Source organism: Streptomyces sp. DSM 120436, assembly GCF_055778765.1.
Genome location: NZ_JBSKBS010000001.1, coordinates 2046088 through 2064069 on the forward strand (window position 1 = coordinate 2046088; position 17982 = coordinate 2064069).

17 protein-coding genes and 3 pseudogenes are annotated in these 17982 nt (G+C 71.5%); 13 read left to right on the forward strand and 7 right to left on the reverse strand.

Annotated elements, in window-relative coordinates:
• The first annotated feature begins 360 nt into the window (after positions 1–360).
• Together ACWH4W_RS09490 and ACWH4W_RS09495 are read left to right on the forward strand one after the other, a co-directional pair.
• Positions 361–1212 (forward strand): annotated as a pseudogene (locus ACWH4W_RS09490) (helix-turn-helix domain-containing protein).
• A 10-nt stretch (positions 1213–1222) separates the two neighbouring features.
• Positions 1223–1414, forward strand: a complete 192-nt coding sequence (locus ACWH4W_RS09495) for a hypothetical protein (protein ID WP_473075330.1) — start codon at positions 1223–1225, stop codon at positions 1412–1414.
• A gap of 15 nt (positions 1415–1429) precedes the next feature.
• Here ACWH4W_RS09495 and ACWH4W_RS09500 read toward each other — a convergent pair.
• Positions 1430–2348 (reverse strand): annotated as a pseudogene (locus ACWH4W_RS09500) (IS982 family transposase).
• A 104-nt stretch (positions 2349–2452) separates the two neighbouring features.
• Here ACWH4W_RS09500 and ACWH4W_RS09505 point away from each other — a divergent pair.
• The 3 genes from ACWH4W_RS09505 to ACWH4W_RS09515 all read left to right on the forward strand — a co-directional run bounded on the left by ACWH4W_RS09505 (position 2453) and on the right by ACWH4W_RS09515 (position 4677).
• Entirely contained in the window at positions 2453–2995 is a 543-nt protein-coding gene (locus tag ACWH4W_RS09505) for a DapH/DapD/GlmU-related protein (protein ID WP_473075331.1), read from the forward strand.
• 228 nt (positions 2996–3223) lie between these two features.
• Positions 3224–3409, forward strand: coding sequence for a hypothetical protein (locus ACWH4W_RS09510; RefSeq protein WP_473075332.1), 186 nt, complete (start codon positions 3224–3226; stop codon positions 3407–3409).
• A 215-nt stretch (positions 3410–3624) separates the two neighbouring features.
• On the forward strand, positions 3625–4677 hold the full coding sequence (locus ACWH4W_RS09515; protein WP_473075333.1) for a LacI family DNA-binding transcriptional regulator: 1053 nt from the start codon (positions 3625–3627) through the stop codon (positions 4675–4677).
• A 225-nt stretch (positions 4678–4902) separates the two neighbouring features.
• Here the strand turns inward: ACWH4W_RS09515 and ACWH4W_RS09520 are convergent, their stop codons facing one another.
• On the reverse strand, positions 4903–6090 hold the full coding sequence (locus ACWH4W_RS09520; RefSeq protein ID WP_473075334.1) for a THUMP-like domain-containing protein: 1188 nt from the start codon (positions 6088–6090) through the stop codon (positions 4903–4905).
• A gap of 123 nt (positions 6091–6213) precedes the next feature.
• On the opposite strand from ACWH4W_RS09520, the gene ACWH4W_RS09525 reads away from it, so the two are divergent.
• The 6 genes from ACWH4W_RS09525 to ACWH4W_RS09550 all read left to right on the forward strand — a co-directional run bounded on the left by ACWH4W_RS09525 (position 6214) and on the right by ACWH4W_RS09550 (position 12214).
• Positions 6214–7101, forward strand: coding sequence for a polysaccharide deacetylase family protein (locus tag ACWH4W_RS09525; protein WP_473075335.1), 888 nt, complete (start codon positions 6214–6216; stop codon positions 7099–7101).
• Positions 7098–7871: a polysaccharide deacetylase family protein gene (locus tag ACWH4W_RS09530; protein WP_473075336.1), complete on the forward strand. Its 774-nt coding sequence runs from the start codon at positions 7098–7100 to the stop codon at positions 7869–7871. Before ACWH4W_RS09525 ends, ACWH4W_RS09530 begins: the two co-directional genes overlap by 4 nt.
• A 300-nt stretch (positions 7872–8171) precedes the next feature.
• Positions 8172–8480 carry a co-chaperone GroES gene (gene groES / locus ACWH4W_RS09535; RefSeq protein ID WP_006130737.1) on the forward strand — a complete coding sequence of 103 codons (309 nt, stop codon included), beginning with the start codon at positions 8172–8174 and terminating at the stop codon, positions 8478–8480.
• A 150-nt stretch (positions 8481–8630) separates the two neighbouring features.
• A complete protein-coding gene (gene groL, locus ACWH4W_RS09540) occupies positions 8631–10259 on the forward strand; it encodes a chaperonin GroEL (RefSeq protein WP_290009988.1) in 1629 nt (542 codons plus the stop codon).
• 227 nt (positions 10260–10486) lie between these two features.
• The gene (locus tag ACWH4W_RS09545) at positions 10487–11542 is read left to right on the forward strand and encodes a hypothetical protein (RefSeq protein WP_473075337.1); all 1056 of its coding nucleotides are present in this window, start codon (positions 10487–10489) and stop codon (positions 11540–11542) included.
• 78 nt (positions 11543–11620) lie between these two features.
• Positions 11621–12214, forward strand: coding sequence for a hypothetical protein (locus tag ACWH4W_RS09550; RefSeq protein WP_473075338.1), 594 nt, complete (start codon positions 11621–11623; stop codon positions 12212–12214).
• A 9-nt stretch (positions 12215–12223) separates the two neighbouring features.
• On the opposite strand, the gene ACWH4W_RS09555 is transcribed toward ACWH4W_RS09550, so the two are convergent.
• On the reverse strand, positions 12224–13111 hold the full coding sequence (locus ACWH4W_RS09555) for a septum formation family protein (protein ID WP_473075339.1): 888 nt from the start codon (positions 13109–13111) through the stop codon (positions 12224–12226).
• 127 nt (positions 13112–13238) lie between these two features.
• On the opposite strand from ACWH4W_RS09555, the gene ACWH4W_RS09560 reads away from it, so the two are divergent.
• Complete coding sequence (locus tag ACWH4W_RS09560) at positions 13239–13532, forward strand: hypothetical protein (protein WP_473075340.1); 294 nt, start codon at positions 13239–13241, stop codon at positions 13530–13532.
• Between the two features lie 229 nt (positions 13533–13761).
• Here ACWH4W_RS09560 and ACWH4W_RS09565 read toward each other — a convergent pair whose 3' ends face one another.
• Positions 13762–14097: a hypothetical protein gene (locus tag ACWH4W_RS09565; protein ID WP_473077563.1), complete on the reverse strand. Its 336-nt coding sequence runs from the start codon at positions 14095–14097 to the stop codon at positions 13762–13764.
• 689 nt (positions 14098–14786) lie between these two features.
• Positions 14787–14858: pseudogene (locus tag ACWH4W_RS09570) on the reverse strand (hypothetical protein); the annotation flags it as partial.
• A gap of 416 nt (positions 14859–15274) precedes the next feature.
• On the opposite strand from ACWH4W_RS09570, the gene ACWH4W_RS09575 reads away from it, so the two are divergent.
• Entirely contained in the window at positions 15275–16138 is an 864-nt protein-coding gene (locus ACWH4W_RS09575; protein ID WP_473075341.1) for a DUF1963 domain-containing protein, read from the forward strand.
• A gap of 242 nt (positions 16139–16380) precedes the next feature.
• On the opposite strand, the gene ACWH4W_RS09580 is transcribed toward ACWH4W_RS09575, so the two are convergent.
• Together ACWH4W_RS09580 and ACWH4W_RS09585 are read right to left on the reverse strand one after the other, a co-directional pair.
• Positions 16381–17154, reverse strand: coding sequence for an SDR family NAD(P)-dependent oxidoreductase (locus ACWH4W_RS09580; RefSeq protein WP_473075342.1), 774 nt, complete (start codon positions 17152–17154; stop codon positions 16381–16383).
• A gap of 143 nt (positions 17155–17297) precedes the next feature.
• Positions 17298–17978: an MOSC domain-containing protein gene (locus ACWH4W_RS09585; RefSeq protein WP_473075343.1), complete on the reverse strand. Its 681-nt coding sequence runs from the start codon at positions 17976–17978 to the stop codon at positions 17298–17300.
• Positions 17979–17982 lie beyond the last annotated feature (4 nt).

The window sequence follows — 17982 nt, forward strand, 5'->3', positions numbered from 1 at the left end:
GTACAGGTCAAGGGCGGCGCGAGTCGCCGCACGGACCATCGTCGCGCTGGCCGGGGCGGCGGGCAGGGTGAGGCTGCAGGAGAGGGCGTCGGACGTGGGCTCGATCGCCGGAAGTGCGTCCGACGAGATGGGGCACAGAGTGACGGCTGTCATCGCAGACATGGCGGATCCCCTTACGGCAGAGGGCAGATGAGGGTCAGGTCGCGCGCAGCCGGTGGCTTGTCTCCCTGACGCGAGCCCACCTCTCCCAGGGCAGGAGGACGCGGGCAGGCTCACGCGATGCACTTCCAGTAGCACGCTGTGCTCTCTTCATCGCTGACAGTAGAAGTCCAGGAGTGCCTCAACTCCACGAAGGACGCCATGTCGACCAGAACCATGCCGACCGAGCGGCAGAAGCGACTCGGTGCCGAGATGCGAAAGTTGCGGCTCGCTGCCGAACGCACGACCGAATATGCCGCGGGACTCTTGGGGATCGATCGCACCAGGCTGTCCAACATGGAGTCCGGCATCCGGCCCTTCTCCGCCGACCGCGTTCGCACACTGGCCTGCAACTACGCTTGTACAGACGAGCCTTACATTGAAGCGTTGGTGGCGATGGCTGCCAACAGGGAGCGCGGCTGGTGGGAACGACACCGGGGATCTCTGCCCGCCGGGTTGCTCGACATCGCTGAACTCGAGTGGTACGCCACGCGCATTCGTACCGCCCAAGTGGTTCACGTACCAGGGCTGTTGCAGACTGAGGAATACGCGCGAGCCGTCTTCGACGCGGTTCTGCCGCCCCTGACCAGGCTCCAGGTCGAACTGCGCGTCGTTCACCGCATGGAACGCCAGCAGGTTCTCGACAGCCCTGGAGAAGTGCCCTACGTCGCCTATGTCCATGAGGCTGCCCTGCACATGCCCTTCGGGAGCCCTACGGCAATGCGACGGCAACTGGAGCACCTGTGCAAAGCATCCGAGCGTGAGAATGTCGAAGTGAGAGTCGTTCCATTCAAAGTGGGTGGCTTCCCCGGAGCTGGGCACGCCCTGCTCTAAGCGCAAGGGCCCGTGGCCCAGCTCGACACCGTGCAGCTCGACTCGGCCCACGGACCCGAGTTCACCCATGCCGAGGCTCAACTTGCCAAGTACCGCAGCCATTTGGAGTGGATGGACGGGGCCTCGCTGTCAACGCCCGCTTCCCGCGACCTGATCCGCCTGCTCACGAAGAACCTCTGAGGGAGTGACCGTGACCGACATACGATGGGAAGACCCGTTCTGCGGCGAAGGCAACAACTGCTTCCGCCTCGGCACCGACACCGAAGGCAACGCCTACATCGCCGTAGCCGGCCAGGAGGACCACCCCCTCACCGACACCCGCGAGGCCCTCGCGCAGCTCATCCGGGGGATCAAGGCAGGCAAGGCTGACCACCTCCTCTAGATGACCGATTCCAAGTCAATGGTCGTAGGCGGTCAGTGAGCGTAGGACGGGCCGTCCGGTGTGGTCGTTGTGCCAGATCGCGGCGGTCAGCGCGAGGATGCGCTGCATGACGCGGGCGATTACGCCGCCTGGTGTGCGGCCTCGGTGCTGTTCGAGGTTGAGTTGGCCCTTGAAGGTCTCGTTGACCGATTCGATGACCTGCCGCAATGGTTTGAACAACGGGGCTCCGGGCCGTTCCGGCTCGTTCTTGCGGGCCGGCCGCAGCAGCCGGATGTCCAGTTCGGCAAGCTGGTCTTCGAAGGTTCGGCCGAAGGTGGTTCTTGTCGCCGATCAGCGTCTGTCCAGGGCGGGCGGAAGTCAGGCCCGGTTCGGCGGCGAGCAGGTCCAGCAGGGTTTCGCGTTCGTCGGCCTTGGCGCCGGTCAGGGCGAATGCGACGGGCAGGCCTTGGAGGGTGCGCACCCGGTGCAGACGCATGCTCCAGAAGAAGCGGCTGTGGCTGGCGCAGTACCCGTACTCGGCCCATCCGGCCAGGTCGGAGCGTTTGACGGTCTCGCGGGAGCGGCCGCATTCCACCGGGGGGGGGGAGTCCACGATCCACACGTCGTCGCTCCATACCGAGGTGCCGGCGGCCAGCAGCCGGGTGACCCGCCGCAGCAGCTCGGCGGCCTTGCGCAGGCGCTTGTTGTAGCCGGGCTGCTGGGGCAGATACGGGAAGAGGTGCCGCAGGTGGGCGCGGGCGTGGCGGAGCCACCTGGCCTCGAAGGTGAAGCCGAGCATGGCCTGCATCCTTGCCAGCGTGACGAGTTCGGCGTCGGTGAGCTGCGGGGCGATCCCGATGGCCGGGCGCCATGGCGCCAGATGCGGAGACGCTTTCAGCAGGTCGTCGGTCTTCACATGGAGTGCCGTCGCGAGGGTGTCCAGGTTGTTCGTCACAAAACGATCTCGGACGCCCTCGTTTTCGTCTCCGTCGGCACTCCTTGGCTTTGATCATCCGGTGAGTCTTGTCCCGCCACCGGTGCACGGACAAGGATCGTGGCATGTCCAGCGACCGTCTCATGCGCATCCGCAGCGCCGAGTTCCAGGCCATGGCCGAGAGGGTCCTGCGGGTCACCGAGCTCACCTCCCGCCTGAACGTCCTGCCTTTCGAAGACGAAGCGGGCAAGGCGGAACTGTTCGAGCAGATCCTTGGCAAGCCACTGCCGCCGAAAGTCACGATTTATCCGCCCTTCTACACGGACCATGGCCTGAACCTCGACCTCGCCGAGCGCGTCTTCATCAACCAGAACTGCACGTTCCTGGACTACGCCGGTATCCGACTCGGCGAGCGCGTGATGATCGGACCGAAGGTCACGTTCATCACCAGCGGCCACCCGGTCGATCCCGGGGAACGGCGGCTGTACCTCACCGGCGCACCCATCGACGTGGCGGAGAATGCGTGGATCGGTGCCGGCGCCACGATCCTGCCCGGCGTCAGCATCGGCCGTGACGCCGTGGTCGCCGCCGGCGCGGTCGTGGCCGATGACGTCCCGCCGGCAAGCCTGGTGACCGGCAGTAAGGCAACCGTGCGCCGAAAGTGGTGACGGCCCCTTTTCGGGGCCACACCGAGCCCGACCGTGGGCAGCCGTAGCCACGTCGGAAGCCTGGAGTTTTCCCCGAAGCGACTGGCTCCAGTCCAAGGTGTAAGAGACCCTCCGCTCACTCCCCGACCCCTTGGAATTGATCATCTAGCCTCGATCGAAGACCTGCGCAAGAAGTTCATGGAGAACTGAAAGCTCGAGCACGACCGGGAGCAGGTCGCCCATACCCAGGTGCTCGACGACGGCCGTGTTCAGGTGGCCTCCGGCGAGAGCTTCGGGTCCCTGTCCGCAGCCGGGGAGTTCGTCCTCCGGGCGAAAGCGTGCCCCGGAGGGAACTTCTGGCGTGCCCGGATCGGCGACCGGGAGGTACGACTCGTCGAGGTCAGGCGTGAGGCGCTGGAGAAGGGGCTCGTCTGACGGTTGGCGCATGCCCTTGAATCCCCTTGGCAGGGGCCACGCCCTGGCTCTCAAGGGGGACGAGGGTGTCCGGGGTGCGACGGTTTCTAAAGCCCAGCCAGAACCCTCATGTGTACAGGCTCGGCGAACATTTCGAAGTAGATATCGAATGTTCCGGAGGTGCAGGACTGCCTGAAGGGTTCGCCCTGTGAGCTCACAGAGATACGATCGCCGCCATGACTTCTCCGCAGCCCGCTGAGACCCGGACCAACGGGCGCAGCTCGCAGACCGCGACGCTCGCCGAGATCGCCCGCGAGGCGGGTGTCTCCGCGCCGACTGTTTCGAAGGTGCTCAACGGCCGCGCCGACGTCGCCCCCGGCACCCGTTCCCGGGTCGAGGAACTGCTGCGCACCCACGGCTACCGGCGCCGCCGAGCCGAGGCCAGCCGCTCGCCCCTCATCGACCTCGTCTTCCACGAGCTGGAGAGCGCCTGGGCGATGGAGGTCATCCGGGGTGTGGAGAACGTCGCCCGGGACGCCGGACTGAGCGTCGTGCTGTCCGAGAGCGCGGGGCGGCTCACGCCCGGCCGCACCTGGGCCGACCAGGTCGCCGCCCGCCGCCCGCACGGCGTGATCCTCGTGCTGTCCGGCCTCGACGAGTCCGGGCGCGCGCTGCTGACCAGCCGTTCCATCCCCTTCGTGGTGATGGACCCGGCCGGCGACCCCGGCACCGACGTGCCGTCCATCGGCGCGACCAACTGGCAGGGCGGGCTCGCCGCCACCCGGCATCTGATCGAGCTGGGCCACACCCGGATCGGCGCGATCAGCGGGCCCTCGCGGATGATGTGCAGCCGGGCCCGCGTCGACGGGTACCGGGCCGCCCTGGAGACCGCCGGGCTGCCGGTCGACCCGGAGCTGATCGTCACCGGCGACTTCCACCACGACGCCGGCTACCGGCAGGGGCTCGCCCTGCTGCGCCGCGAGGACCGGCCCACCGCCGTGTTCGCGGGCAACGACCTCCAGGCGCTCGGGCTGTACGAGGCCGCGCGCGAGCTGGGGCTGCGGATCCCGGAGGACCTGAGCGTGGTCGGGTTCGACGACCTGCCGGTGGCCCGCTGGGTGGGCCCGCCGCTGACGACCGTACGGCAGCCGCTGACGGAGATGGCGGAGGCGGCGGCCAAGCTGGTGCTCGACCTGGGCAAGGGCGAGGACGCCCCCGCGGCGACCCGCGTGGAGCTGGCGACCAGCCTGGTGGTGCGGAGCAGCACGGCCGCGCCGGCGGGCCGGTGAGAGCGGAGCCGGTTTCCTGCCCGAGCAGGTGATGTGCGGCTGGACGGGGGAGCGGACGTGTGCGGCCGAGCGGGGTGAGGCCGCCCCGCGCCGCCGTACGGGGCGGCGACGGGCCGGGGCGGCGGCCGGGGGACCGCGCCGTCCGGTCGGGACGGCGGGCGGATGACCGCGCCGTCGGGCCGGTGTACCGGGCCGGTCCCCGCCGCCGGGCCGGGCCGGGGCCGGTCAGCGCGCCGGGTGGCCCAGCAGCATCGTCGGTGCGCCGGCGACCCGGGTCAGGAAGACCGTGACCGACGCGGTGCCGTGCGGTTTCGGCAGGGCCTTGCGGCGCAGCTCCTCCGGTTCGACGGCCGAGCCGCGCTTCTTGACCGTGAGGGTGCCGACCTGCCGCTCCCGCAGCAGTGCCTTGAGCTTCTTGACGTTGAAGGGGAGCGTGTCGGTGATCTCGTAGGCGACGGCGTACGGCGTCGCGTGCGGCGCGTCGGACGTCACGTAGGCGATGGTCGGGTCGATCAGGCCGCCCGCCACCTCCTCGGCGACCTCGGCGACCAGGTGGGCGCGGATGACGGCGCCGTCCGGCTCGTAGAGGTACGCGCCGACCGGCCGGACCTCGGGGTCGGGGCGCATGGTGGCGGGGGAGGCGTGCAGGGAGGCGCCGGAGGGGAGCAGGGTCGCCCCGCGCGCCCCCGGTGTGACGCCGGAGCCGAACCACAGCACGGCCTCCTTCACGTCCCCCCCGTCCGAGACCCACTCCGCCCCCGCCTCGGCGGGGATCGCCTCGTGCGGGATGCCCGGCGCGATCTTCAGCAGGCCGAGCGGCGCCCGCGACGCGGCGGAGACGGCCCAGGACAGGGGAGGGGAGTAGGCCTCCGGGTCGAAGATCCGGCCGCGCTTCGTGGAGCGCCGGGCGGGGTCGGCGAACACGGCGTCGTACCCGGTGGTGTCCACCTCCGTCACGTCGGCCTCGCGCACCTCGATCAGGTCGGCGAGGCCGAGCGCGTCGGCGTTGGCGCGGGCGGCCTGGCAGGTCAGCGGGTCCCGGTCGACGGCGAGGACGCGGATGCCGGCGCGGGCCAGGGCGATCGCGTCCCCGCCGATCCCGCAGCACAGGTCGGCGACCGACCGCACCCCCGCCGCCCGCAGCCGCTCCGCCCGGTACGCGGCGACACTGCGCCGGGTCGACTGCTCCACCCCGTTCGGCGTGAAGAACATCCGTCCCGCGTCCTGCGCGCCGAACTTCGCCACCGCCCGCTGCCGCAGCCGCGCCTGGCCGAGCGCCGCCGACACCAGGTCGGCGGGGTGCTCGCGGCGCAGCCGGGTCGCGACGGCGAGTTCGCGGGCCGGGTCGGTGTCGCGCACCTCGTCGAGGAGGGCGCGGCCTTCGGGGGTGAGGAGCGGGGCGAGGTCGTTCACCGGGTCATTGTGGGCCAGTCGGCGGACCGTGCGCCTCCGGCCGCGGTGTCGGGCCGGACGCGGGCCGGGCGGCTGCGAGGATCCGGCTCCATGCGAGTAGTAGGACAAAACGATAAGAAGCGGATGCGGCGGGCGGGAGCGCGGACCGGTCTCGCGGCCCTCGCGCTCGCCGTCCTCGCCCCGGGCTGCGGCCAGAACGGCGACACGGTCGAACCGGCCGGCGGCCGGCCCCTCCAGGCGCCCCCGGCCCGCGCCCTCGACTCCTACGCCACCAAGCTGCGCGCCGCGCAAGCCGCACGGGCCGCCGCGGCGAAGCGCTGGGGACTGAAGAAGGTCCCGCTGGCCGCGCCGCCGCCCCCGGCGAAGAAGCCGCGCATCACCACCCGGGACGGCTTCGAGGTCGACGGTCACGAACGGCTCGGCCTCCCGCCGGTCTTCACCACCGTCCCGGTCGAGGAGAAGGTCGTCTTCCTCACCATCGACGACGGCGCCGAGAAGGACCCCGAGTTCCTGCGGATGATGACCGAGCTGGGGGTGCCGTACAGCGCCTTCCTCAGCGACTACCTGGTCAAGGAGGACTACGGCTACTTCAAGGACATGCAGCGGCGGGGCGCGGCCCTGCACAACCACACCCTGCGCCACCCGTACCTGCCGGCCCTCTCCCACGCCGAGCAGAAGCGCGAGATCTGCGGCATGCAGGACGTCGTCGAGAAGCGCTACGGCACCCGCCCGGTCCTCTTCCGCCCGCCCTACGGCAACTACGACAAGGACACCCTGCGCGCGGCCAAGAGCTGCGGCATCACCCACGTCCCGCTGTGGAACGAGGAGGTCTTCGCCGACCGCTGGGAGTACCGCGAGTGGGACCGGAAGATCCGCCCCGGCGACATCGTGCTGTCCCACTTCCGGGGCCGCGGCGACTGGAAGGGCACCATGCCGGACATGATCCGCCGCTTCCTCGACAAGGTCACGGCCGAGGGGTACGCCGTGGGCAGGCTGGAGGACTACCTGTGAGGCGGCGCGGGGCCCCGCGGGTCCTCCCGGCGGTCCTCGCCCTGCTCGCCGCGACCGCCGGCTGCGCGGCCCCGTCCGGCGCGGGACACGTGTCCTCCCGCGCCGGCGCGGCGGCGAGCGTCCCCGCCCGGGCGCCGCTCCCGCCCGTCGTCGACCACGTCGCCACCGGCGACCCGGTCGTCTTCCTCACCTACGACGACGGCGCCGAACGCGACCCCCGCTTCATCGACCTGGTGCGCGCCCGCCGGCTGCCGGTCAGCATGTTCCTCACCGACAGCGTGGTGGGCCCCGGCTACGGCCACTTCGCCCGCCTGCGCGCGGTCGGCGCGAACCTCCAGAACCACACCCTCGACCACCCGGCCCTGCCCGGCCTGCCCCTCGCCGCGCAGCGCGCCCAGATCTGCGGCCAGCAGCGCAAGCTCGCCGCCCGCTTCGGCGTCCGCCCCCGCCTCTTCCGCCCGCCCTACGGCCGCCACGACGCCACCACCCTGCGCGCCGCCGCCGAGTGCGGCATCGCCGCGGTGGTCCTGTGGCGCGTGACCCTCGAACCCGACGGCCACCTCACCTACGCCCACGGCCCGCACCGCCTGCGCCCCGGCGACATCGTCTCCGTGCCCTCGGGCGAGGCCCCGCCCCTGACCCTGGCGGAACGCACGACACGGCTGCTGGCGGAACTGGAGGAGCGGGACTTGAAGGTGGGCAGACTGGAGGATCACGTAGGCCGGCATCCAAGCCCGGCTGCGGGCACCTCCGGCCCGTCCGGCGCTTGAGGACGAGGCCGTCAGGCCGACAGCAGGGGCCCGGGGGCGCAGCCCCCGGCGGGCGGTCACAGCACCACCGGCATCACGCGACCCCATGCCGAAAAACACCCCCGCCCCCCGACGCGCCGCACGGCAATTGGCACTCCGCTTGACCGAGTGCTAATCGCGGTCATAGTCTCAGGTCTGGCACTCCCCCCTGGAGAGTGCCAACAACGCGACGGGCAGGTCCGGCACCCGCGACGACGGATCGACCTGGTCGCCACCTCAGACAGTTAACCCCGTGAGATCTCCGAAGGGGGAGGTCGGATCGTGACGACCGCCAGCTCCAAGGTTGCCATCAAGCCGCTCGAGGACCGCATCGTGGTCCAGCCGCTCGACGCCGAGCAGACCACGGCTTCGGGCCTGGTCATTCCGGACACCGCGAAGGAGAAGCCCCAGGAGGGCGTCGTCCTGGCCATCGGTCCGGGCCGCTTCGAGGACGGCAAGCGCGTCGAGCTCGACGTGAAGGTCGGCGACGTCGTTCTGTACAGCAAGTACGGCGGCACCGAGGTCAAGTACAACGGCGAGGAGTACCTCGTCCTCTCGGCTCGCGACGTCCTCGCGATCGTCGAGAAGTAAGGGGACCCCGGGGCCTGCCCCGGACGACTCGACCTCGTAGCAAGTACTTCTGCTCGAACACTGCGCCCCTGGCCCCAGCATCCGACAAGGAGCCGGGTGGCCCAGGGGCGCAGTGATTTCACCTAGATTTCCGAGAGGGCTCCCGCTGCCATGGCGAAGATCCTGAAGTTCGACGAGGACGCCCGTCGCGCCCTCGAGCGCGGCGTCAACAAGCTTGCCGACACGGTCAAGGTGACGATCGGCCCCAAGGGCCGCAACGTCGTCATCGACAAGAAGTTCGGCGCCCCCACCATCACCAACGACGGTGTCACGATCGCCCGCGAGGTGGAGATCGAGGACCCGTACGAGAACCTCGGCGCGCAGCTCGTGAAGGAGGTGGCGACCAAGACCAACGACATCGCGGGTGACGGCACCACCACCGCCACCGTGCTGGCCCAGGCGCTGGTCCGCGAGGGTCTGAAGAACGTCGCCGCCGGCGCCTCCCCGGCCGCCCTGAAGAAGGGCATCGACGCCGCCGTCGCCGCGGTCTCCGAGGACCTGCTCGCCTCGGCCCGCCCGATCGACGAGAAGGCCGACATCGCCGCCGTCGCCGCGCTGTCCGCCCAGGACCAGCAGGTCGGTGAGCTCATCGCCGAGGCGATGGACAAGGTCGGCAAGGACGGTGTCATCACCGTCGAGGAGTCCAACACCTTCGGTCTGGAGCTGGACTTCACCGAGGGCATGGCCTTCGACAAGGGCTACCTGTCGCCGTACTTCGTGACGGACCAGGAGCGCATGGAGGCCGTCCTCGACGACCCGCAGATCCTGATCACCCAGGGCAAGATCTCCGCCATCGCGGACCTGCTGCCGCTGCTGGAGAAGGTCATCCAGGCCAACGCCTCCAAGCCGCTGCTGATCATCGCGGAGGACGTCGAGGGCGAGGCCCTGTCCACCCTGGTGGTCAACAAGATCCGCGGCACCTTCAACGCCGTCGCCGTCAAGGCGCCCGGCTTCGGTGACCGCCGCAAGGCGATGCTCCAGGACATGGCGGTCCTCACCGGCGCCACGGTCGTCTCCGAGGAGGTCGGCCTCAAGCTCGACCAGGTCGGCCTGGACGTGCTCGGCTCCGCCCGCCGCGTCACCGTCACCAAGGACGACACCACGATCGTCGACGGCGCCGGCAAGAAGGAGGACGTGGAGGCCCGCGTCGGCCAGATCAAGGCCGAGATCGAGACCACGGACTCCGACTGGGACCGCGAGAAGCTCCAGGAGCGCCTCGCGAAGCTGGCCGGCGGCGTGTGCGTGATCAAGGTCGGCGCCGCCACCGAGGTGGAGCTGAAGGAGAAGAAGCACCGTCTGGAGGACGCCATCTCCGCGACCCGCGCCGCGGTCGAGGAGGGCATCGTCTCCGGTGGCGGTTCCGCGCTGGTCCACGCCGTCAAGGTCCTCGAGAACAACCTCGACAAGACCGGCGACGAGGCCACCGGTGTCTCCGTGGTCCGCAAGGCCGCCGTCGAGCCGCTGCGCTGGATCGCCGAGAACGCCGGCCTCGAGGGCTACGTCATCGTCTCCAAGGTCGCCGAGCTGGAGAAGGGCAGCGGTTACAACGCCGCCACCGGCGAGTACGGCGACCTGGTCAAGGCCGGCGTCATCGACCCGGTCAAGGTGACCCGCTCCGCCCTGGAGAACGCCGCCTCCATCGCCTCCCTCCTGCTCACGACCGAGACCCTGGTCGTCGAGAAGAAGGAAGAGGAAGAGCCGGCCGCCGCCGGTGGCCACGGCCACGGCCACGCCCACTGACGACCTGAGTCGCCGGAACCCGAGCTGAGGCCCGGCCCCCCGTCCGCACGGACGGCGGGCCGGGCCTCCGCCGTACCCCGCCGCGGCACCCCTCCGCCACACCCCGCTGCGGCGCCCCTCAGCCCCACCCCGCCGCCGTCCCCCGCCCCGCCCCGTCCGATCATGGAACCGCACCACGCCCGACCGGAGTCCGAGCACACGACGGCCGAAACGAGAGGGGGACGGCGATGGACCAGCTGCTGTACGGGGAACGCTCCCGCAACCCGCTCGCGCGCACCGTGCGCCTCACCGAGCACGCGCTGCACCGCGGCGGCCGGACGACACCGCTGGAGGAACTGAACCTCGCCGCCATGGCCGAAGCGTTTCTGCGGGGCGCCTGGCTCGGCGGCGGAGGCACGGAACGTCCCCTGCAGGCGCTCCCCGAGGACGCCGGTCCGGTCCCCGTCACCCGGGCGACCGGCACCTGCACACCCCTGAAGGTGCGCCGGGCAGCGGCGTTCGCCCGCGCGCTCGGCGAGCTCGCGGTGCGCCGCTGCGGCGGCCCCGGGCAGGTCGCCGCCCTCGCCGCACGGGCGCGGGAGGAGGACGTACCGCTGTGGATCGCCCGCCGCTACGCGCACGGCCCCGCCGGCCCGATCGCGGTGGCCGTGGACCGCCGCCAGGTCCGCGTCGACGTCTGGGGCCCGTACGCCCCCGCCGTCCGCCTGCGCGCACCGTACGGCTTCCGGAGCGGCGGCGCCTCCGACACGGACACGGGGCTGGTCCTGACCGTGGGGGACGTCGTCGCCCAGCTCGCGCTGCGCAAGAAGTTCCGCAAGTCCAGGAGCGCGGTGGAGATCCGGCTGCCCGACCGGCAGTGGACCCTGCGCCGGGCGGACGCGGCGAGCTCCTGGCTGCTGCGGGGGGAGACGCCGGTCGCCCTGCTGACCCGGCCGCCCCGCGGGACGGCCCCCGCCCCCGGCACCTTGCTGCTGCCACTGGCCGACGTCCGCCACGAGAGCCCCGACCCGCTGGACGCCGTGATGGCCCACGCGGTCGCGGTGTCCTTCGGCCTCGGCGACGCGACGGGACTGGCCCGCTTCCGTTCCGCCGACCCGCGCCACGACATCGATGACGACGACTGGGACCTGCCCTGGTTCAGCAACCTCGGCCTCGGCCGCGACGACAACGAACCCGGCGGCGGCGACGGCTGGGGCCGCGACGGCGGGGACGCGGGGGACGGAGGCGGCGGAGGCGGCGACGGAGGAGGGGGCGACGGGGGTGGCGGCGGAGGGGGCGACTAGGACGGACGACCGGCCGGGGCGACCGCGAAGGCGCCGGCGCGACCCGACGGCCCCGGATCGACCGACCCAGGAGGCGAGATGCTGCTGCAGGCACAGCTCAGGGCGCTGCTGCGGGAAGGTGCGCGCGGCGCCGAGCGGTACGACGCACGCCATCTGCGAGGCTCGTGGCGGAAGTTCGCGGCTTTCGCCTATGTCGTCGAGCAGTACGGCTACCGGTACGACGGACTGTCCCCCCTTTCCCCCCAGGGCAGCCCGAACCCGTACTTCGCCTTCCGCCGCATGCCGGACGCCGCCGAACGGGCGGCCCGCACCGCCGCGCTGCACCCGGACGCCCCGGACGGCGGCCCGCTGCCCGGCATGCGTCCCGGCGGGCACCGGCTGCGTCCGCTGCCCGAGGTGCGGCGCGAGGTCGACCTGCTGCACGCGCGCATCATGGTCGACCACAGCCGCACGCACCGACGGCGCGGGCTGATCGCTCTGCTGCTCATCCCCTTGGCACTGCTCGTCCCGCTCTCCCAGGCCGGCTTCTCGCGGGGAGCGGTCCTCGTGTGCGCCGCCGTGTGGCTGTCCTTCGCCGTCCTGTGGGCGCTGGGCCTGTTCCTCGCCCGCCGCCGGCGCCGCACGTACGGCCGGATGCTGCGGGACGCGGGCATCACCTGGCCGCCGGGCTGAGGCGGGACCTCAGCCCGCCCAGACCTCGGCGTCGTCGGCCGGGACGGTGGTGGCCAGGCCCAGTTCTTCGCGGGCGGCGACCGACTTGCCCGGGTCGATGAGGGTGAACCCGGCGTCGTAGGCGACGTAGAAGGTGTCGAGGTCGGCGGCGTTCGCGGCCTTCCTCCACTCGCCGGCCGCCTTGGCCAGCGTCCCGCGGAGCGTGCCGACCTCGCTGCCCTCGACGCCCTCCAGCCCCTCGACGTGCGTGTCGAGGGCGGCGGCGACGGCCTTGGCCTGCGCCTGGTAGCCGTCCAGGTCGCCCTCGACGTCGTCCGTCTCCGGCTGGTGGGCCCACAGGGCCTCGTACACCGCGTGGGAGCCCTTGAGATAGGTGAGCTGCTCGGGCCCGAGGGTCTTCGCGGTGTCCAGCGATCCCTTGAAGGTGCCCTTCTCCGTGCTGTACGTGCAGGTCACCAGCCGGTCGTCCGTCGCCCAGCTCTCGGCGGTCGGGGTGTAGTACGACAGGCCGACGCCCCGGGGCAGTGCCCAGGTGTCCGGGGCGAACTTCTGCGCCTCGGCCGGGCAGCGGGTGTCCGCGATCGCCGTGACGGCGTCCTCGCCGGGGAACTTCCCGTCCTGCTGGAGCGCGAACTCGCCGACGACCTGCCCCTGATGCGCCTCGTCGCAGGGCACGATCTCGACGAGGTACGCCTCCCCCTCGGCCTTGCCGTTCGGGTTGTAGCAGTCCCCGACGTCCAGCGAGAACACCGAACGCTGCCGGGCGGCCTTCTTCGCGCCGTCCTTGGCGCTGTCGACGGCCTCGGACACGTCCGAGCACCCCACCGCACCGGCCGCGAGCACGGCGACGACGGCGGACAGGCCGCGAAGCGAACGGTACGGGGAACGGACGGTCATGGTGTCTCCAAGCTGCGGTGCGCTGCGCGGGGAGGCCTCACCTCCCCTGCGCCTGTGACACGCGGAGGCCCGGAAAGGTTGTAACGCCGCCGCTTCAGCGCGCCGTCGGGGCGCCTAGGATGCCCGCATGCCCGTGCCGAGACGGAAGAAGTACCGCAACTGGTTCGTCGCGTGGGCGGTGTTGTGCGTGGCCGGTCTCGCCGCCACCGACGCGCTGACCGACTCCCCGGCGCCGGACCCGCGGCCCGAGAGGCCCGTCAGCGCCGAGTGCGCCGAGTACGTCGCGGACGTCGAGAGGCAACTGGCCGGTGCCCGGCAGGGAGGCGAAGGAGACAGAGAACTGGCCTTCGCCCTAGTCCGGTCCGGCACCGGACACGACTGCGACGACGAACTCCGCGAGCACCTCGACGGCGACCCGTGAGCCGTCGGCCCATGGGCCGACGGCCCGTGAACCGCTCAGAGTTTCTCCGCGCGGCCTTCACCGGTGTCGTGTCGGCGATGCGCCGACCACCGACGCTCAGGAGAAGGCGCACCGGTTCGGCCGGAGCCGCCTGCGTCCCCTCCTCACACGGGTCACCCGTGCCCCTCGTACTTTCCTCCCCGGTCCCGTCAGCTCCGGCCCGGACGCGGACCGGGCAGTCATGGACCGTTCACACTCCAGAGACAGCGGTCTTCAGGGCACCGGACAGGTCCGACACGAATGCCTGCCACGACGGCACCTCGGCGACGGGCCCGTGTCGGTTGAGCAGGTCGAGCAGCCGGTGCCGGTTCCGGGGGAAGCGCTGCTGCGGTTCCGCGAGGCGTCGTCCCTTGCAGCCGCTGGCCTTCGCGAGGGTGTCCTTGAGCCGCTGCTTCGGATCGGCGACGCGTTCCACGGCCGTCGCCTTCGGCAGGTCGAGCGGGATGCGTCCGCGAGGGTTGCCGGCAACCTCCCGGATGGCCTGTTCGTCAAGGAGGAGCCATGCTTCAAGCATGCGTACCGGCACGACAGGCACGTGCGCCAGCTCGGGCCAGACCTCGTCGACGGCCGGAGCTGCGCAGCGCCGGCGGCTCCAGGGCGAGCCGCCGCCAGGACTGCATCTCCCGGCGTACCGCGAGGATGGTCGGGTCGTCGCTGGTGTTGACCGTCGAGACGATGGTGGCCCGGGCCCGCGACGCCGCGGCTGCCTCCGTCCTGGTGGATGCGGATCACGGATTCGGTGCCCTCCACCGTGGTGGAGATGTAGGAGACACCCGAGCGCCGACCGGTGACCACCGCGTCCCGGAACCGGGCCCTGGAGTGGGGGAAGCGCAGCCGGGCCCGTGCGTCGCCCTGCTTGGTGTGCCGCAGACTTTCGTGCAGGAGTGACAGCCTGCCGATCTTTTCCGCGCCCTGGGGCGGGTGGTGGCCGAGCTCCAGTTCATAGCGCAGGAAGGACGTCGTCGGCGTGGCCGGCCGTCCGAAGTCGTCCTCCACGGGCTCCGCCGGTACCAGCATTTCCGCCGCGAACCGCATCCGGTGCGTCCCGTGGTCGTAGCCGTTCCAGAAGAGGTCCCGGGCGTCGCCGTGCCGCTCGCCGTGGGTGCCGCGGACCTCCTGGGCGGCCTCCGTCAACGACCGGTCGGCGAGCAGGCTGAGGAACTGGATGGCGTCGAACACATTGGACTTGCCTGTGCCGTTCTCACCCGCGATGCAGGTGAACGGACCCAGTTCGACCGTCAGCCCCAGCAGGTTCTTGAATCCGTCGACCTCGAGCCGTGTGAGCATCCGTCCTCCCCGGCGGTCCGCCCGGTCTCCGCTCCGGCCGGGTCGGCGTCGTCAGCATATGTTCCGGGGGAGCCCTTCAGCGGTGCTGTGAGCATGACGTCGAGGGGTGCGGCGCCCGTCGGGACGCCGGCCACGGCCCCACACCGTCTTGTCCGGCCCGTCCGCAGACCCTCCAGGTGTCGGAGAGGGTGCCCACCAGCGACAGGCCGCCTTCCCGCTCCGCTCAGACCCGTTCCTTCAGCCGGTGCGCCACCGTGCCGCTGTCCAGCGGACCTGCGTGGGGCGGTGGTGAGGTGAGGGTCGGACCTGCCGGGACGATCCGGAGCGGGCCAGTCGCCCGCGCCCGCCACGCACGGCCCGTGCTCGTCAACACCCCAGTGGGACAGCCGAGTTGAAAAGGCCTTATCTTCTCGGGCATGGATCATCGGGAAGAGTTCCGTCGGGCGGCCCTTGAGCTGGGCGTCCCGGACGACGAGATCAGCAGGTTCAGCGGGCACCTCCGTCTGGCGATCGGGATGTCCGGGGGTGGCGACGGCCCCCCGGTCGGGCACCTCGGTGGGCTGCCCCGGCTGCCGGTGGGCATGGAGTGGCCGTCCGCCGAGGGTGTTCCGTTGCCGTTGCTCCTTTCCGTCGACTGCGGGGCGCTGCCGAGGGTCGACGGCCTCGACCTGCCGACGGACGGGACGCTGCTCTTCTTCGTCGACCGGGAGATGGACTTCGGCGAGTACCGGGCCGGTCCGGGGCAGTACGCGCGAGTCGTGCACGTGCCGGACGGCACCGAGACCGCGGTCGCGGAACCCCCTGACTCCGTGCGCGTCAGCGAGCGGATCGACGTCTGCGCCGAGCTCAGAGCCGATCTGCCCCTTTGGCTCGAGGAGGGCGACGAGGACTGGCACGAGTTCTGGGAGGATCTCGAACGGGACGACATGTCGCCCTTCCAGCAGCAGTTGGCCCGGTACATGGAGCGTGAACTGCCGCACCTGGACGAACTCCGGGATCTGGCCCACGACCTCTGGTCGTCCAGCGCCTACCTCGCCATCGGCGGGTACGCCGACGACGAGGAGACGGTCGACGGCATCCTGACGAAGACCCTCGCGAAGACAGCAGGGGCCGTCTGCGGGGACGAGGACCGGGTCAAGACGGCGGACGAATGGATACCGCTCGCCGGTGAGGCCCGGGTCTACGAGGAGTACTACACGAGATTCATGATCCGCCACGACGACCTGGCCGCCGCCCGGTGGGACAAGGTGCTGACCGTGACCCACTTCGAGGCCCCGTGACCGGTTCGACGTACCTCCACCAGCGGGAACAGCTCCGGACGCGGTGAGAGCGCCGTCCCGCCCGTCATCGATGCGGCCGGCTCCACCAGCCGGGTTCCGGCGAGCGGGACCATGTCGTCCGGAGCTGCGACGGCACGTGGTTCACGCAGGACGGTGGTTCCGCCCGGCAGCGGCTCCCGGCGGACCGGACCGGCGGCCACGGCCATCTCCCTCCGGGGAGGGGAACCCGTGCCCCGCCGCCGCTAGCGGGGCCCGTACTTGCGGCCGGTCTTCGAGGAGATGCCGCCCAGCAGGTTCCGCGGGACCAGCTTCGACGCCCCGAGCAGCACCTTGTACCGCGGGTCCGGGACGGACAGCGACTTGCCCCGGGCGAGGTCCGCCAGCGCCGCCGCGGCGACCTTGTCCGCGTCCAGCCACATCCACCCGGGGATGTTGTCCGTGCCCATGCCGGCCCGCTGGTGGAACTCGGTGCGCACGAAGCCTGGGCACAGCGCCATCAGGCGTACGCCGTGACCGGCCAGGTCCTGCGCCGCGCCCTGGGTGAACTGCACGACCCACGCCTTCGACGCCCCGTACGTCCCGCGCGGCACGAACGCCGCGGTCGAGGCGACGTTCACGACCCCGCCGCGCCCGCGCTCCCGCATCGCCTCCACCGCCGCCGACGTCAGCCGGAGCACGGCCTCGCAGTGGACCTTGAGCATCATCAGCTCGTCGGACATGGGGACCTCGAGGTAGCGGCCCTTGTGGCCGAACCCGGCGTTGTTGATCAGCAGGTCGACGGGGTTCCTGCGGTCGCCGAGCCGGCGTTCCACCGCCTCGATGCCCCGGTCCTCGGCGAGGTCGGCGGTCAGCACCTCCGCCTCGATGCCGTGGCGGTCGTGCAGCTCGGTCGCCTGTTCCCGCAGCCGGGCGGTGTCCCGGGCCACGAGTACCAGGTCGTGCCCCTCGGCCGCCAGCCGCCGCGCGAACGCGGCACCGATCCCCGCCGTCGATCCCGTAATCAGAGCCGTTGTCATGGCCCAAGAGTAGTTACCCGGAGCGGAGGCGTCCGCTCTGCGGTCCGGGCCGACACCGGGCCGAGACCGAGCTGTGCGACCGCACCGGGCCGGCACCGGGCCGACCGGACAGAGGCGTCCGTCGGGCAGAGGCGTATGTACGGTCAGACCTCGGCGGTCACACCCGACCTCTCCCCGTGCTCCCGCGCCTTCCTCAGCGCCTCCGGGTGCAGCGCGTCCCCCGCCGCCAGCAGCCGGGGGAGCAGGTCGCGCTCCGTCGTCACCGCGCGGAACTGGAGGGCCACCGTCACGTCGTGGTCCGGACGGTGGACGATGCGGACGGCGTCGCCGGCGCGCACCTCCCCGGGGGTGATCACCCGGAAGTACGCTCCCGGCGCGCCCCGCTCCGTGAACCGCTTGACCCAGCCGTCCTCGCCCAGGTGGCCCTGGAAGGTGCGGCACGGAATGCGTCCCGAGGTGACCTCCAGGACGACCTCGGGTCCCACGGCCCAGCGTTCGCCGATCAGCGCGCCGGAGACGTCGACGCCCAGGGTGGTGAGGTTCTCGCCGAACGAGCCGTGGGGCAGCGTGCGCCCCAGGGTGCGCTCCCACTCGTCGAGGTCCTCGCGGGCCACCGCGTACACCGCCTGGTCGTCCCCGCCGTGGTGCCGCGTCTCGCACACCGCGTCACCGGCCAGACCGCTCCCGCCGGTGCCCTTCGGACCGGGCGCGGCCACCCGCACCGGCCCGTCCACCGGACGCTTGTCGATGCCGGTCAGGCCGTCCCGCTGACCCGTGTACGGGACGGGCCGGGGCCGGCCCAGGTTCACAGACAGAAGCTTCATGCGG